Raw genomic sequence first — 14,096 nt, 5'->3', positions numbered from 1 at the left:
GCGTAGCGTCCTCGCGAAGGCGGGGACCTCGGGCCGCAAGCGCCGATCCATATTCCTGAGACCCCCGCCTTCGCGAGGGATCAATAGGGCCGGGAGGGAGACCTTCCGGCCGTTTTGTTTTGCGCGTAGGTGAAGCCGTGGCACAAGGCGCGCATGATCAGACACGCCCTGGCAGCTGCAGCGCTGCTCGCCTCAGCCCCTCTCGCCGCGCAGTCGACCTCGCAAGACGAAATCGAGGCGCGCTACGACCGCGCTCTCGCGGCAGGCTACAAGGCGCTGTTCCTGTGCAGCGCGATTGCCAATGCCGAACGCAACGGAGCGACACGGACGCCCGAAAGCGTCGAGGCATGGGAGCTGACCGGTATTCAAGCGCCGCTCGACGAAATCGTTGCCGATTTGCCCTACCGGATCCTTCGCGATCCCGACGGAGAGTTGAACCAGGTATCGGTGGAATGGGCTGGCGACATGCCGCCGCGCGTGGCGGTGCACGATTCCCGCCGTGGTTGCCAGCAGATGCCAATCGGCGGGGCGCCGCATCCCATCCGGACCAAGCGACCACATGCCGGGAGCGAGCATATCGCGGTCGTGCCGCCGACCGGGCTATTGGCCGAGAGTCTCTCGCGCGCCTTTGGCGGAGCGCATGGTGAAGGCACGCGGACCACTGCGGTATTGGTCCAGCGAGGCGCCAGCACACTCGCCGAGCAATATGCGCCCGATTTCGGGCCCGCCGTGCCGCAGCGCACGTGGTCGGTCGCGAAGAGCATCGCTGCGACGTTGGTCGGTGTCGCGGTCCATGACGGGCAAGCGGAGGTGAACCGCAGCGCCGGCCTCGCGGTCGCGCCCAACGACCGCAGGCGAGCAATCACCATCGACCACCTGCTGCGCATGGCCTCGGGCCGATTCTCGGACACGGCGGGCAACCGAACCAATCCACTCTATTACGGTGGGTCGAGCGTGGCGGAGACGGCCATGCACTGGCCGCTGGTCAATGCACCAGGCACCGTGTTCCGTTATGCCAACAACGATACGCTCGCCGCGGTGAAGGCGATCGAGAGCGCGCTCGAAGCGCAGTCGCCGGCCCAAGTCTTTGCACGGATCGGAATGCACGACACCGTCGCCGAGACCGACTGGCGCGGCGATTACATCCTCTCCAGCCAGGTCTGGTCGACCGCGCGCGATCTGGCGAAACTCGGGCAGCTCTATCTGGACGATGGCGTGCTGCCCTCGGGCAAGCGCATCCTGCCCGAAGGCTGGGTGGAGTATGTGTCCTCCCCATCCGGGCCGCAGCCCGATGGTCCCTTCGGCTATGGTGCGGGCTTCTGGCTGTTCGACAAGTCCGAGGGCATTCCCCGCGACACATTCGCCGCCATGGGCAATCGCGGGCAATTCATCGTGATCGTCCCGAGCCTGAACACGGTCATCGTCCGGCGGGGCGAGGATCCCGCCGGCCACCGCTTCGATATCGCCGGTTTCACGCGCGATGTGCTTGAAAGCCTTGCGGAATAGGCGTTCAGAAAAGTATCCATTAAACTGAACAGTTCCTGTAACCCAAGTTCAGCGTGACCTCACGGCGCCTCGTCTAGAACGCTTCTCACAGCCGGGGCAGTCCCGCCGCGGCCTCGATGAGGAGGACCTCGAGATGAAACTATTTCCCAAGGCGTTCGCGAAAGGTGGGATCGCAACGGCTGCAGTCGGCGCGATGGCGCTGGCCGGAGCCACCCCGGTGCAGGCCGGCGACCGCGACGGCGATGGAATTTCCGTCGGCGACGTTATCGCCGGTGCCGTGATCATCGGTGGCATTGCTGCCATTGCGAGCGCGGCCAGCAAGGATCGCGATTATTACCGCGGCGGTCGCTACTATCGCGATGGTCGCTATTACCGCGACGGGCGCGACTATCGTCGTCATCACTATGCGCGCCGCGGCAATCCGCGCAGGGCCGTCAAGCGCTGCGTCAGGGCGGCACAGCGGGACGCTCGCCGCTATGGCTATCGCTATGCCCAGGTGACCGATATCCGCGATGTAGACGACACGCGCTACGGCTGGCGGGTCAAGGGTCGGATCGTGGTCGAGGGGCAGCGTGGCTATTACAACAGCCGCTATGATCGACGGGGCCGCTATGATCGCCGGGGCCGTCATGACCGCTGGGGCGGCTACGACCGCGGGTACCACGACCGTGATCGCGGCAGGTTCACCTGCTATATCGAGCGTGGCCGCGTCGCAGGGGTCGATTTCCGCGGTATCCGCGGACTCTAATCCCCACATTACCCGAACGCCATGGGCGGTTCAGGCAGTATTTAGCCTGGACCGCCTATACGTATGGGATTGTCAATCATGCGCCTTGGTGGGGGTGCGCCAAACGGGGTAACGGACCATGCCGTCCAAGCAATCGCTCTTAGCCGCGCCGGCCATGTTCGCAGCGCTGTCCCTCACCGCCACTCCGGTCCAGGCTGCCGAACTGCCCATGCCAAGCGTGCCGCCGGCTGTCCATGTCGCGCCGGTATGGGCTCCCGGCGACGATACTGCAGCCAAGCACCGTCGCTACCGCCACTATCGTCATCATCGCCATCGCGGTGTTGGCGCAGGTGATATCCTGGCCGGCATCCTGATCATCGGCGGGATTGCCGCAATCGCCAGCGCCGCCGAGAAGTCGCGCGATCGCTATCCGCGCCGCGAGACGCGTTATCCGCAGCCGCGCCGGGGCGATTATCGCTATGACGACGGGCGCGGGATCGACCGTGCGGTCACGATGTGCGTCGACGAAATCGAGCGCAACGCGCGGGTCGAAACGGTCGATACGGTCAATCGCAACGCACGCGGGTGGAGCGTTACCGGAACGCTCTTCGACGGCCAGGGCTTCACCTGCTCGATCGGAGAGGACGGCCGGATCGAGGCGCTCGACTATGGCCAGGGCAATACGCGCTATGGCGCTGAGGGTTCTACCGCGGGGGCCTATGGGATGGACACAGCGGACGCGGACCGCCAGCACGGCGACGACGTCTATCGGGCTGCCCGGGCGCGCAGCGAGACGGCTCAACCCGCCTATCCCGGCGGGCCGCTGCCCGGCGAGGACGAGGGCGCAATCGATGCCGATATCGAATACGGCACCGGCTATCAGGGCGCGCCTCGTTAGTCGCGGCCGTAGGCGGGCAAGGCGAGATTCCACCTGATCGCGGCGAGCCGCAGGCCATAGCCCGCGGCCGTTGCGCCGACCCAGACCCATTCGCGCATGATCCCGACAAATTCGCCCAGGACGGTCAGGCTGGCCGAAAGCGCTGCTGCGGTCACATAGAGTTCGGGACGCATCAGGATCGACGGTCGCCCGGCGACGACGTCGCGGATAATCCCGCCCACGCAGCCCGTGATGACGCCCATCAGGGCGGCGGGCACCGGCGGCAGTCCGTATTCGAGCGCCTTGGCGGCGCCCAGCACGGCATAGGCGGCGAGACCCAGCCCATCGGCGATCGATAGGAACCGGCCCTCCCACCAGCGCGTGGGTGTGAACCAGGCGAATAGCGCGACGCCCAGGCACACGCCCGCCACCCAGGCATCGTGGATCCAGAACACCGGCGCGCCGATCAGCAGGTCGCGCACCGTGCCGCCTCCGACGCCGGTAACCAGCGCGAAGAAGGCCAGCGTGACGAAAGTCTGCTTCTCCTTCGCCGCGACCAGTGCGCCCGTGAGCGCGAAGATCGCCACGCCGGCAAGGTCGAGCCAGTCGAGGACGGGTGTGAGGACCGCCGGGTTCACTTCGGCACGACGCGCGTTTTGCGGCGGCGGAACATCAGGATGCAGCCGAACAGCGCGCCGATCACCGACAATATGGCGAACAGGATCAGGACCGGGTGGCTCGTGTCCTCGCGGGTTTGCAGGTCCATGATATGCAGACCCCAGACGAAGTCGAAGGTGCGCCACCATTGCGTGCGCACGGCCTCGATGCGTCCGGTTTCGGTGCCGACATAGACGTGGGTGCCATCGGCAAGTGCAACCTGCCAGACGGGCATCGGGCGGCGGAAATCGAACGGCACGTCATCGGCGTCGAACCGCGCCGTTCCGGTCACGGCTTCGCCGCCGACGATGCCCTCGGCGACGATCAGCCGCGCCTCGACCTCGCTCAGCGGGCCCATGGGGCTTCCATCGGGACGGAAGCGCTCGGTCGTCCCGTCCATATAGGCGATCCGCGTGATCGTCTCGCCGCGTTCGACCTGCGTGGTGACCGAGCGCACCGGCCGGGTGCTTTCGGCGGGCAGCGAGACCGCGATTTCGGTATCGGCGGGCAGCGCGCGTTCGGGCACATCCATGCGCAAGTGGTTGCCGCGCACTTCCTCGATCGGCTTGGCGACCATGACGAGGCCGGTGACCGTCCACATCAGGATCGGGAAACCGACCAGCCACCCCAGCCAGATATGCCATCTGGCAAAGCGTTGCATGACGCGCTGATTGCCCATTGACGTCGTGGCTCCCTAGCCGTGGAGGATCTGTCCGATCGCTTCTGCCGCGGCGATGCAATCGAGGTCCGCCCACCTGCGCGATATGACCTGTATGCCGCAAGGCAGGCCACCCGTTTCGCCCACAGGCAAGACCGTCGCCGGAAGATTGGGAAAGGTCGCGAGGCCCGCCCAGCACAGCGTGCTGCCACCCGGCTGCTCGCCGCCATTGATCGTTACCGTCCCGTCGAAGATGCGGCCTTCGCGATGCGGCACGGCGAGGACGGGGGCGGGCGGGGTGAGCACGAAATCGTAGGTCTCGAACAACTTAGCCCAGGCGTTTTCATTGCGCGCCTGCGTGTCGAGCATGTCGAACCAGTCGGTCGCGCTGGCGCGCTTGCCGTTGGGCCCCGGCATTCCGCGCGCCATGGCGACATTGAGCATCCGCATATAGTCGGCCTGTTGGGCTTCGAGGTCGGGAACGAGATCGCTCGTGCGGTCCACTCTCACCCCCGCTTTCTCGATTTCGGCGAGGGCAGCCTCGATGGGTGCCCGCACGGCGTCGTCGGTTGGGCAGGACGGGTGATCGACCAGCGCGAGCAGGCGGCAGTCCTTCAGCGGTTTTCCTTTTGCAGTCAGCGGGATCGTCTGCGTCAGCCCGAGCAGCAGGCGCAGGTCGGCAGCATTGCGGGCCAACGGACCGGCGATCGACAGCGCGCCGTCATGCGCATCGCGGCCCGCCATCAGCGGATGATCGTGCCCCTGTTTCGACACCAGCCCCCAGCTGCTCTTATGTCCCCAGATACCGCAGAAATGCGCTGGTACGCGAACCGATCCGCCGATATCGGTGCCGTATTCGCAGGGCACCATGCCACTGGCGACCGCGGCGGCCGATCCGCCCGACGAACCGCCGGGCGAGCGCTCGTGATCGTGCGGATTGTTGGTACGGCCATAGACGGGATTGTTCGATTGCCAGTCGGCAAGGTCGGGCGGGATATTGGTCTTGCCGAGGAAGATCGCGCCCGCAGCCTTCAGCTGGCGCACGACTTTCGCATCGCGTTTGGCGATGTTGTCGGCATATTCCTCGTGCCCCCAGCAGGTCGGCAGACCCTCGATGTCGAAGCTTTCCTTAATCGTCATCGGCACGCCGAACAGCGGTTGGTCTTCGCCCCTCTGCTGGTCCGTCATCTGCCTTGCGCGGTCTCGAGCGCGGTCGAAATCGGTGACCACCACGGCATTGATATGCGCATCGAGACGCTCGATTCGGGCAATCACCGCCTCGACCGCTTCGAGCGGCGACAGCTCGCCTTTCCGGATCGCTGCCGCAGTCTCGATTGCGCCCGGTTTTTTCGTCAGCTTCGGATAGCTCATCGACTTTCCCCCCTCGGCGGAAGGAATGTCGGACTAGCAGGGCGCGGTCAATCGCACTCTTGGCCCAGAGGTGATCCTCCATCCCGGGCCGAGAGGTACCTCACTCGCGGGTTGCGAGCGTTTCGCTGCCGCCTTGAGACAGGGTGACCGAAACGACTTCATTCTCGTCATTGCGATTGAAGGCCAGCTGCGCATCGACGACCTTGAGGAAGAACCGATCCGGACCTTCGGCAAAGACGGGGTAGGCATCCTGCCCGGTGGCCTGCGTCACCAGCGCACCGTCCTCGACGCGGAAGGCGATCTTGAAATGGTCCGTTACCGCATAGGAGCCGGCATATTCTGCAAGCTGCTGGGCAGTCAGATCGACCGTCGCGCGTTCGCCAGCCAGCGTCACTTCGCCGCCGCGGGCGAGCTTCGTCAGCGACTGGCCGAGCGTGTTGGCTTCGCCGCCATTGAGGTTGGCCAGCACCACCACGGTGATGTCGCGTGCCGGATCATGCCCGAGCCAGGCATTGAACCCTTCGATCCCGCCGCCGTGCCATATCAGCGTGCCTTCCTCATTTTCGGTAACGAGCAAACCCATGCCGTAAGACGACTGACGCACGGCCTCGACTGCCGGACGGGTCATCTCGGCCAGGCTCCGGGTATTCACGACCTTGCCGCCGAACAGGCCTCGCTGCCATTTCAGCAGGTCGTGCGTGGTCGAATAGAGCGCGCCGGCACCCTGCGGGATGCCCATATCGACATAGTCGGCGTTGACGACCCCGGACGGGGAAGGGGAGTAGCCTTCCGCCCGGCGAGGCACGATTGCACTGGTCACATCGATCGCCGTGTCGGTCATGCCGAGCGGGCGGAAGATGTTTTCTTCGACGAATTCGGCATAGGGCTTGCCGGACGCATCCTCGACGACCGCCGACAGCAGGAGATAGCCCGAATTCGAATAGCTCCATTTCTCGCCCGGCGTGAATTCGAGAGGCCTCTCGGCGAAGCGGGCGATCAGCTTTTCGCGCGTCGTCGGGAGGTATTTCCACGTTCCGAAATCGTCGAAATCGGTCAGGTTCGGTATGCCGGAAGTGTGGTGGAGCAGATGTCGCAAGGTGACGGCGTCCCAGCTTGCAGGCGTGTCCGACAGATAGGTACCGACCGGCTGGTCGATATCGAGCTGGCCACGCTCCTGCAGCAACAGGATCGAAGCCGCGGTGAACTGCTTGGTGACCGAGCCGATACGGAATTTGGTGTCGGGCGTGTTGGCGATATTCCATTCGAGGTCGGCGGAGCCGAAGCCTTCGTCGAGCAGGATCTCGTCACCGATGGCCACCAGGGCCGCACCCATGAACTTACGTTCGTCGGCCGAAGCCGAAACAACCTGCTCCATCCGCTCGGCATTCTGGGCAAGGGCGGATGAGCCGGCGACCAGCATGGCCAGCGGCGAAAGGGCCAGTACGACCCGACGAGTTGCAAACATGCGATACCTCCCAAGTGATTTAGTGATCTAATACACTAAAGAGGAGGCCGATCAATTGTCAGGTCCCGTCATCGCCCGTCGTTCGTCGAGGCCCGGCAACCGCCAGTCCGATGGCAAGGCCGAAGCCGAGGATCGGTGCGGCTCCGTAACCGATGAGGATGGTCGGATAATTCGACACCACCGCCGCGAGCGAAAAGCCGAACAGGCAACCCGCCAGAGAGTGCCGAACCGCCTTTTCCGCGCGGATGCCATGCGCCATCAGAAAGAAGGATGCCAGTAGCGCCAGGGCGAGCCCCATCGCCGCGAGGGGTTGATAGAAGGCGAGGCTTACCAGCACGCGCTCGACGAAGGGCTGGGCAGGCAATTCGCCCCGCAATCCTGCAACCAGGCTCGCGAAGAACGCGATCCCCGCCACCGGGACCAGCCGCCAGTCGCCGCGCGCATTGTAGAGCCCGACGGCCGCCAGCATTACCGCGAGGCCGGTTGCCGCATCGGGCTGGAGCGAGGAAGCCAACAGCGCGGCGAGCAGGATCGGCGGCGCGAAGTCCTCGTCCCGCGCGGCGAGTACGACGATGGAGGGGAGACACAGCGCGCCCGCATGCAGGGCGAAAGGGCCAAGCGGCAGCCAGCGCGCGATCCCGTTGACGTGCGGCCCGAAGAGGAGCGGCACGAAGAGCAGTGCGATGAGAACGACCGCAAGGATGCGGCGCGCCTTGGCAGTCTGTAGTGCCGGGACCGTGAGAACGAGAGCCGCCGCCAGGCCCAGCGCCGCCGCATTGATCGCCGAATAGGCCAGCGGCGCCGCCATCATCCAGAGATATGCGATCCCGGCGAGGACGGGGATTGCCAGCGCGAACAGGGCAGGGCTGCGCCCGCGCATTCAGCCGGCCCCGTCGGTTTCGTAGAGGCCCGCCGTCATCGTCACGTCAGATGTGGATCGGCTTGCCCTGGACCGCCATGGCCGCTTCCTTGATCGCTTCGGAATGCGTCGGATGGGCGTGGCAGGTATAGGCGATGTCCTCGCTGGTGGCGCCGAATTCCATCGCCTGGGCGGCCTGCGCGATCATCGTACCGGCGACGCTGGCGATGGCCCAGACGCCCAGCACGCGGTCGGTTTCGGCCTCGGCGATAACCTTCACGAATCCGAAGGGCTCGTGGTTGGTTTTCGCCCGGCTGTTGGCCAGCATCGGGAACTTGCCTACCTTTACCTTGGCCTTGTCGCCGCCCATCTTCTCGATGGCTTCTTCCGTGGTCAGGCCGACGCCTGCGAATTCGGGCCAGGTGTAGACCACGCCCGGAATGATATCGTGATTGACGATGCCGGTCTGGCCCGCGACATTTTCGGCGCAGGCAATGCCTTCATCCTCGGCCTTGTGCGCGAGCATCGGACCGGGGACGCAATCGCCGATGGCCCAGACGCCGTCGACCGAGGTGCGGAAATCGTGATCGATCTCGATCTGGCCGCGCTGGTTGACCTCGAGCCCGATGTTTTCCAGGCCGAGGCCCTCGGTGTTCGGGCGGCGGCCGATCGAGACCAGCACGCAATCGGCTTCGAGCGTTTCCTCGTCGCCGCCGGCGCTGGGTTCGAGTGTCAGAGTGGCTTTCTTGCCCTTGACCGTGCAGCCGGTGACCTTGGTCGACAGGCGCAATTCCATGCCCTGCTTCTTGAAGATCTTGGCCGCTTCCTTGCGCACATCGTCGTCCATGCCGGGCAGCAGCTTGTCGAGGAATTCGACCACGACCACTTCCGCGCCGAGCCGGTTCCAGACCGAGCCGAGTTCCAGCCCGATCACACCGCCGCCGATGACGACCATTTTTTTCGGCACCTTGGGCAGTTCGAGCGCGCCGGTGGAATCGACGACGATGTGCTTATCGTTATCGACCTCGACGCCTGGCAGCGGAGTGACCGAGGAACCGGTAGCGATGATCACGTCCTTGGCGGTGACCGTCTCGTCGCCGACCTTGACCGTGTGGGCGTCCTGGAAGGTCGCGAGACCCTTCTTCCAGTCGATCTTGTTCTTCTTGAACAAGAGCTCGATTCCACCTGTCAGCCCCTTCACCGCATCGCGGCGCTGGGCGTGCATTGTGTCGAGATTGAGCTTGGGCGCGACCTCGATGCCCATGTCGGCCATCTTGCCGCTCGATGCGGCGTCGAAATATTCGGACGCATGCAACATCGCCTTGGAAGGGATGCAGCCTACGTTGAGGCAGGTCCCGCCCAGCGTTTCGCGGCTTTCCGCGCATGCGGTCTTCAGCCCCAGCTGCGCCGCGCGGATCGCGGCGACATAGCCACCCGGGCCGGCGCCGATGACGAGGACGTCGTAGTCGTAATTCTGATCAGCCATTGATTGCCTCCGCAGGCTCGCCTGCCGGTTCGCCCGGCTGCGCCTGCACACATGTTTTCAGAACTTCTTCGATGCGATCCCGATTGATTTCGAGCTCGCCATCCGCCGCATCGGCGGAGAATTTGTCGGCGCTGCATTCGCAGGCAGGCGCCACCAGATCGCCCGCAAATCCATTGTCGCTGGCGATCTGTTCGCATTGCTGCACGAACTGCGTGCGGATCTCGCCCTTGATCGCATCGCCGGCCATTTCGGTGGCGACATCGCATGCGCCGAGAGAGACGGCGGCAAGCGGCAGAGCAAGGAATTGCGGTCGAAACGGCATGGAAAAGCTCCCCGGCGGGTTCCTAGAGGTCGATCAGCATCCGGGTCGGATCCTCGATCGCTTCCTTGATGATCTTGAGGGCGGTCACCGCTTCGCGGCCGTCGATCAGGCGGTGGTCGTAGCTGAGCGCGATATACATCATCGGGCGGATGACGATCTCGCCATCGACCACGACCGGGCGGTCCTCGATCCGGTGCAGGCCGAGCACGGCGCTCTGCGGCGGGTTGATGATCGGGGTCGACATCAGCGATCCGAACACACCGCCATTGGAGATCGTGAAGGTGCCGCCCTTCATGTCTTCCATCGTCAGCGTGCCTTCCTTGGCGCGCTTGCCGAAGTCGGCGATGTCCTTTTCGATGCGGGCGAAGCCCTTGTCCTGCGCATCGCGGATGACCGGGACCACGAGTCCGTTGGGTGCCGACACCGCAACCGAGATATCGACGTAGTCATGGTAGACGATCTCGTCGCCCTCGATATAGGCGTTGACCGCCGGCACGTCCTTCAGCGCAAGGCAGGCGGCCTTGGCGAAGAAGCCCATGAAGCCGAGACGGATGTCGTGCTTCTTGGCGAACAAATCCTTGTACTTCGCGCGCGCTTCCATGACGGCCGACATGTCGACGTCGTTGAAAGTGGTGAGCAGCGCGGCGTTTTCCTGCGCGCCCTTCAGCCGCTTGGCGATGGTCTGGCGCATGCGCGTCATCTTGACGCGTTCCTCGCGACGCTCGCCGGCGGTTGCGGCGGGGGCTGCCGAGCTTGCGGCCGGAGCCGAGCCGCCCGACTTCTTGGCCTGCGCCGCGGCGATTACGTCTTCCTTCGTCAGGCGTCCGTCCTTGCCGGTACCCTTGATGGTCGACGGATCTACGCCGTGTTCGAGCACGGCGCGGCGTACCGCGGGCGAGAGCGTCTGCGCGGCGTCCGAGGAGGCTGCGGGTGCCGGCGCGGCAGCGCGCTCGTCCTTGCCCTCTTCGCGCTCTTCCTTGGCGCGGCCGGCTTCGTCGCCCTTGGCGGCGGGTGCGGCGCCTTCCTCGACAATCGCGATCACCGCATCGACCTCGACCGTGTCGCCGACCTCGACCTTGATCTCCTTGATCACACCGGCGACGGGCGAGGGCGCCTCGACCGCTACCTTGTCGGTCTCCAGGCTGATTAGCGGCTCGTCGACCGCGACGGCATCGCCGACGTTCTTGAGCAATTCGCCGACGGTCGCTTCGGTGACCGACTCGCCCAATGTTGGGACTTTGACTTCGGTGGCCATGTGTTGTGGTTCCTTCGGCCTTCTTGGATCAGTTGCAGTCGCTGCGGACTTTGGGGTCGGACCCGTTCAGTCCCAGCGCGATGTTGACGAGAGCTTCCTGCTGCACCTGGTGGCGGCTGGCATAGCCCGTGGCGGGAGAGGCCGCGACCTCGCGCCCGGCATAGCAGGGGCGCATGCCATCCTTGCCCGCGGCGGTCAGCGATTCCTCGATCAGGCGGTCGACGAAGAACCAGGCGCCATTGTTCTTCGGCTCTTCCTGGCACCAGACCACGGTTTCGAGATTGCTCATGCGTTCGAGGCGCACCGCCAGCGGTTCGCCCGGGAAGGGGTAGATCTGCTCGATCCGCACGATCGAGACGTCTTCCAAGCCAGCTTCGTCGCGGCGCTGCATCAGATCGTAGGCGACCTTGCCGCTGCACAGCACGAGGCGCTTCACCTTCTCGTCGGCAATCTCGGTCATGTCGGACTTGATCCGCATGAAGTGGTGATCGCCCATGAACTCTTCGGCGCTCGATTTGGCCAGCGGATGGCGCAGCAGCGACTTGGGAGTCATGATGACCATCGGCTTGCGGAAACTGCGCAGCATCTGGCGGCGAAGGACGTGGAAGTAGTTCGCCGGCGTGGTGATGTTGAGCACCTGGATATTGTCGTTCGCGCACAGCTGCAGGAAGCGTTCGAGGCGGGCCGAGCTGTGCTCGGGACCCTGGCCTTCATAGCCATGCGGCAGCAGCAGCACGAGGCCGTTGGCGCGCAGCCACTTGACCTCGCCCGCGGCGATGAACTGGTCGATCATGATCTGCGCGCCATTGGCGAAATCGCCGAACTGCGCTTCCCACATCACCAGGCTCTTCGGATCGGCCATGGCGAAGCCGTATTCGAAGCCGAGCACGCCGTATTCGCTCAAGGGGCTGTCGTAGACCTCGAACTTGCCATGCGGCAGCGTGGTAAGCGGGATGTATTTGCGCTCGTCCTTCTGGTCGACCCAGACGGCATGGCGCTGGCTGAACGTGCCGCGTCCCGAATCCTGGCCGGACAGGCGCACGCCGAAGCCTTCGGTGACGAGGCTTCCGAACGCCAGCGCCTCCGCGGTCGCCCAGTCGAAACCTTCGCCCTTAGCGAACATGTCTTCCTTGGCCTTGAGCACGCGGCCCAGGGTCTTGTGGATGGTGAGGTCGTCCGGCACGGATGTGAGCGTGCGACCGAGGCTGTCGAACAGCTTCTTCTCGATCGCGGTTTCGACATTGCGGCGCGCGGTTTCGGGGTCGGCGGGCTTGTTCATGCCCGACCAGCGGCCCCCGAACCAGTCGGCCTGGTCGGGCTTGTAATCCTTGGCAGCGGCGAATTCCTGCTCGAGCAGTTCGGTGAACTCGGCGGTCAGATCGTCGGCATAGCCTTTCTCGATCACCCCCTCTTCCTCGAGGCGCGCCGTGTAGATCTTGCTCACCTTGGGGTGCTGGCGGATTTCGTCATACATCAGCGGCTGGGTGAACTTGGGCTCGTCGCCCTCATTGTGACCGAAGCGGCGATAGCACCACATGTCGATCACGATGTCGCGGCCGAAGGTCTGGCGATATTCGATCGCCAGCTTGCAGGCGAAGGTCACCGCTTCGGGATCGTCGCCATTGACATGGAGGATCGGCGCCTGGACGCCCTTGGCCACATCGCTGGGATAGGGCGACGAACGCGCGAACTGCGGGCTCGTCGTGAAGCCGATCTGATTGTTAATGACGAAGTGCAGGCAGCCGCCGGTGTTGTAGCCGCGCACGCCCGAGAAGCCGAGGCATTCCCACACGATGCCCTGGCCGGCAAAGGCCGCATCGCCGTGGAGGAGGACGGGCAGGACCTGCTCGTGCTGCTTCAGATCGTCGCGGATCGCCTGCTGCGCCCTGGATTTGCCGAGCACGACGGGGTTCACCGCCTCGAGATGGCTGGGATTGGGAACGAGCGACATATGCACGTTGATGCCGTCGAATTCACGGTCGGTGCTGGTGCCGAGGTGGTATTTCACATCGCCCGAACCGCCGACATCGTCGGGATTGGCGCTGCCGCCCGAGAATTCGTGGAAGATGACCTTGTAGGGCTTGCCCATCACGTTGGCGAGCACGTTTAGCCGGCCGCGGTGGGCCATGCCGTAGATGATCTCGCGCACGCCGAGCTGGCCGCCATATTTGATCACCGCCTCGAGCGCGGGGATCATCGATTCGCCGCCATCGAGACCGAACCGCTTGGTGCCGACGTATTTCTTGCCGAGGAAGGCTTCATACTGCTCGCCGCGGATCACCGAGGCGAGGATCGCGCGCTTGCCTTCCGGAGTGAACTGGATCGTGTCCTCGGGCGTCTCGAACTTGTCCTGGAGGAAGCGGCGCTCCTCCGTGTCCGAGATATGCATGTATTCGAGCCCGACATTGCCGCAATAGGTCTCGCGCAGCACGCGGTAGAGTTCACGCACGGTGACCCATTCGAAACCGAACACGCCGCCGACGTAGACTTCCTTGTCTTCCTGCCCGGCAAAGCCATGCCATTCGAGCGTCAGGTCTTCGGGTACGTCGCGGTTCGAGAGGCCGAGCGGGTCGAGATTGGCGGCGAGATGGCCGCGCACGCGGTAGAGACGCACCAGCAGCATGGCGCGGATCGAATCGTCCGCCGCCTGCTCGATCGCTTTGGGATCGAGCGCCTTGCCCGCCTTTTCCGCCGCCTGCGCGATGGCCAGGCGCATCTGCGTCGGGTCGAGCGCAGCGGTCAGGTCTGCGCCGCTGTCGACCACTTCGGCCAGCCAGTTGGGGTTGCCCCAGCTCGGGCCCTGCTGCGGGCCGTCCTGGTCGCCCATTTCGGGCAGGAAATCGTGGCTTTCGTTACCCATCCGGGTCACCTTTCGCGCGCCGACCTGCTGTCGGCTCCTTATGGCAATGCCTC

General features: G+C 64.7%; 12 protein-coding genes. 3 read left to right on the top strand and 9 right to left on the bottom strand.

Features of this window, described 5'->3' with window-relative positions; translation table 11 throughout:
• Positions 1-153: 153 nt before the first annotated feature.
• From ACQY4G_RS14870 to ACQY4G_RS14860, 3 genes are all read left to right on the top strand, one after another.
• The gene (locus tag ACQY4G_RS14870; RefSeq protein ID WP_421992039.1) at positions 154-1,506 is read left to right on the top strand and encodes a serine hydrolase domain-containing protein; all 1,353 of its coding nucleotides are present in this window, start codon (positions 154-156) and stop codon (positions 1,504-1,506) included.
• Positions 1,507-1,639: 133 nt separating this feature from the next.
• Positions 1,640-2,254, top strand: a complete 615-nt coding sequence (locus ACQY4G_RS14865; RefSeq protein WP_421992037.1) for a hypothetical protein — start codon at positions 1,640-1,642, stop codon at positions 2,252-2,254.
• Between the two features lie 154 nt (positions 2,255-2,408).
• Positions 2,409-3,131 carry a hypothetical protein gene (locus tag ACQY4G_RS14860; RefSeq protein ID WP_421992035.1) on the top strand — a complete coding sequence of 241 codons (723 nt, stop codon included), beginning with the start codon at positions 2,409-2,411 and terminating at the stop codon, positions 3,129-3,131.
• Here the strand turns inward: ACQY4G_RS14860 and ACQY4G_RS14855 are convergent.
• The 9 genes from ACQY4G_RS14855 to ACQY4G_RS14815 form a co-directional block, all read right to left on the bottom strand.
• On the bottom strand, positions 3,128-3,748 hold the full coding sequence (locus tag ACQY4G_RS14855) for a trimeric intracellular cation channel family protein (protein WP_421992033.1): 621 nt from the start codon (positions 3,746-3,748) through the stop codon (positions 3,128-3,130). The genes ACQY4G_RS14860 and ACQY4G_RS14855 overlap by 4 nt on opposite strands.
• Entirely contained in the window at positions 3,745-4,446 is a 702-nt protein-coding gene (locus ACQY4G_RS14850) for a PepSY domain-containing protein (protein ID WP_421992031.1), read from the bottom strand. Before ACQY4G_RS14850 ends, ACQY4G_RS14855 begins: the two co-directional genes overlap by 4 nt.
• 15 nt (positions 4,447-4,461) lie before the next feature.
• Complete coding sequence (locus ACQY4G_RS14845; RefSeq protein ID WP_421992029.1) at positions 4,462-5,796, bottom strand: amidase family protein; 1,335 nt, start codon at positions 5,794-5,796, stop codon at positions 4,462-4,464.
• Between the two features lie 100 nt (positions 5,797-5,896).
• Positions 5,897-7,261 (bottom strand): serine hydrolase, encoded by a 1,365-nt coding sequence (locus ACQY4G_RS14840; RefSeq protein WP_421992027.1) that lies wholly within the window; start codon positions 7,259-7,261, stop codon positions 5,897-5,899.
• A 58-nt stretch (positions 7,262-7,319) separates the two neighbouring features.
• Positions 7,320-8,141, bottom strand: a complete 822-nt coding sequence (locus tag ACQY4G_RS14835) for a hypothetical protein (RefSeq protein ID WP_421992025.1) — start codon at positions 8,139-8,141, stop codon at positions 7,320-7,322.
• Positions 8,142-8,187: 46 nt separating this feature from the next.
• A complete protein-coding gene (gene lpdA / locus ACQY4G_RS14830) occupies positions 8,188-9,606 on the bottom strand; it encodes a dihydrolipoyl dehydrogenase (RefSeq protein WP_421992023.1) in 1,419 nt (472 codons plus the stop codon).
• Entirely contained in the window at positions 9,599-9,928 is a 330-nt protein-coding gene (locus tag ACQY4G_RS14825; RefSeq protein WP_421992021.1) for a hypothetical protein, read from the bottom strand. Before ACQY4G_RS14825 ends, lpdA begins: the two co-directional genes overlap by 8 nt.
• A 22-nt stretch (positions 9,929-9,950) precedes the next feature.
• A complete protein-coding gene (gene odhB / locus ACQY4G_RS14820; RefSeq protein WP_421992019.1) occupies positions 9,951-11,183 on the bottom strand; it encodes a 2-oxoglutarate dehydrogenase complex dihydrolipoyllysine-residue succinyltransferase in 1,233 nt (410 codons plus the stop codon).
• A 28-nt stretch (positions 11,184-11,211) separates the two neighbouring features.
• Positions 11,212-14,043: a 2-oxoglutarate dehydrogenase E1 component gene (locus ACQY4G_RS14815; protein ID WP_421993526.1), complete on the bottom strand. Its 2,832-nt coding sequence runs from the start codon at positions 14,041-14,043 to the stop codon at positions 11,212-11,214.
• Between the last annotated feature and the right edge of the window lie 53 nt (positions 14,044-14,096).

Source organism: Qipengyuania sp., assembly GCF_965277845.1.
Taxonomy (GTDB): domain Bacteria; phylum Pseudomonadota; class Alphaproteobacteria; order Sphingomonadales; family Sphingomonadaceae; genus Qipengyuania.
This window is presented reverse-complemented; position numbering and strand designations above follow the sequence as displayed.

Coding starts and splice junctions, on each gene's coding strand:
- ACQY4G_RS14870 (WP_421992039.1), top strand. CDS start 154: ATGATCAGACACGCCCTGGCAGCTGCAGCGCTGCTCGCCTCAGCCCCT.
- ACQY4G_RS14865 (WP_421992037.1), top strand. CDS start 1,640: ATGAAACTATTTCCCAAGGCGTTCGCGAAAGGTGGGATCGCAACGGCT.
- ACQY4G_RS14860 (WP_421992035.1), top strand. CDS start 2,409: ATGTTCGCAGCGCTGTCCCTCACCGCCACTCCGGTCCAGGCTGCCGAA.
- ACQY4G_RS14850 (WP_421992031.1), bottom strand. CDS start 4,446: ATGGGCAATCAGCGCGTCATGCAACGCTTTGCCAGATGGCATATCTGG.
- ACQY4G_RS14845 (WP_421992029.1), bottom strand. CDS start 5,796: ATGAGCTATCCGAAGCTGACGAAAAAACCGGGCGCAATCGAGACTGCG.
- ACQY4G_RS14840 (WP_421992027.1), bottom strand. CDS start 7,261: ATGTTTGCAACTCGTCGGGTCGTACTGGCCCTTTCGCCGCTGGCCATG.
- ACQY4G_RS14835 (WP_421992025.1), bottom strand. CDS start 8,141: ATGCGCGGGCGCAGCCCTGCCCTGTTCGCGCTGGCAATCCCCGTCCTC.
- lpdA (WP_421992023.1), bottom strand. CDS start 9,606: ATGGCTGATCAGAATTACGACTACGACGTCCTCGTCATCGGCGCCGGC.
- ACQY4G_RS14825 (WP_421992021.1), bottom strand. CDS start 9,928: ATGCCGTTTCGACCGCAATTCCTTGCTCTGCCGCTTGCCGCCGTCTCT.
- odhB (WP_421992019.1), bottom strand. CDS start 11,183: ATGGCCACCGAAGTCAAAGTCCCAACATTGGGCGAGTCGGTCACCGAA.
- ACQY4G_RS14815 (WP_421993526.1), bottom strand. CDS start 14,043: ATGGGTAACGAAAGCCACGATTTCCTGCCCGAAATGGGCGACCAGGAC.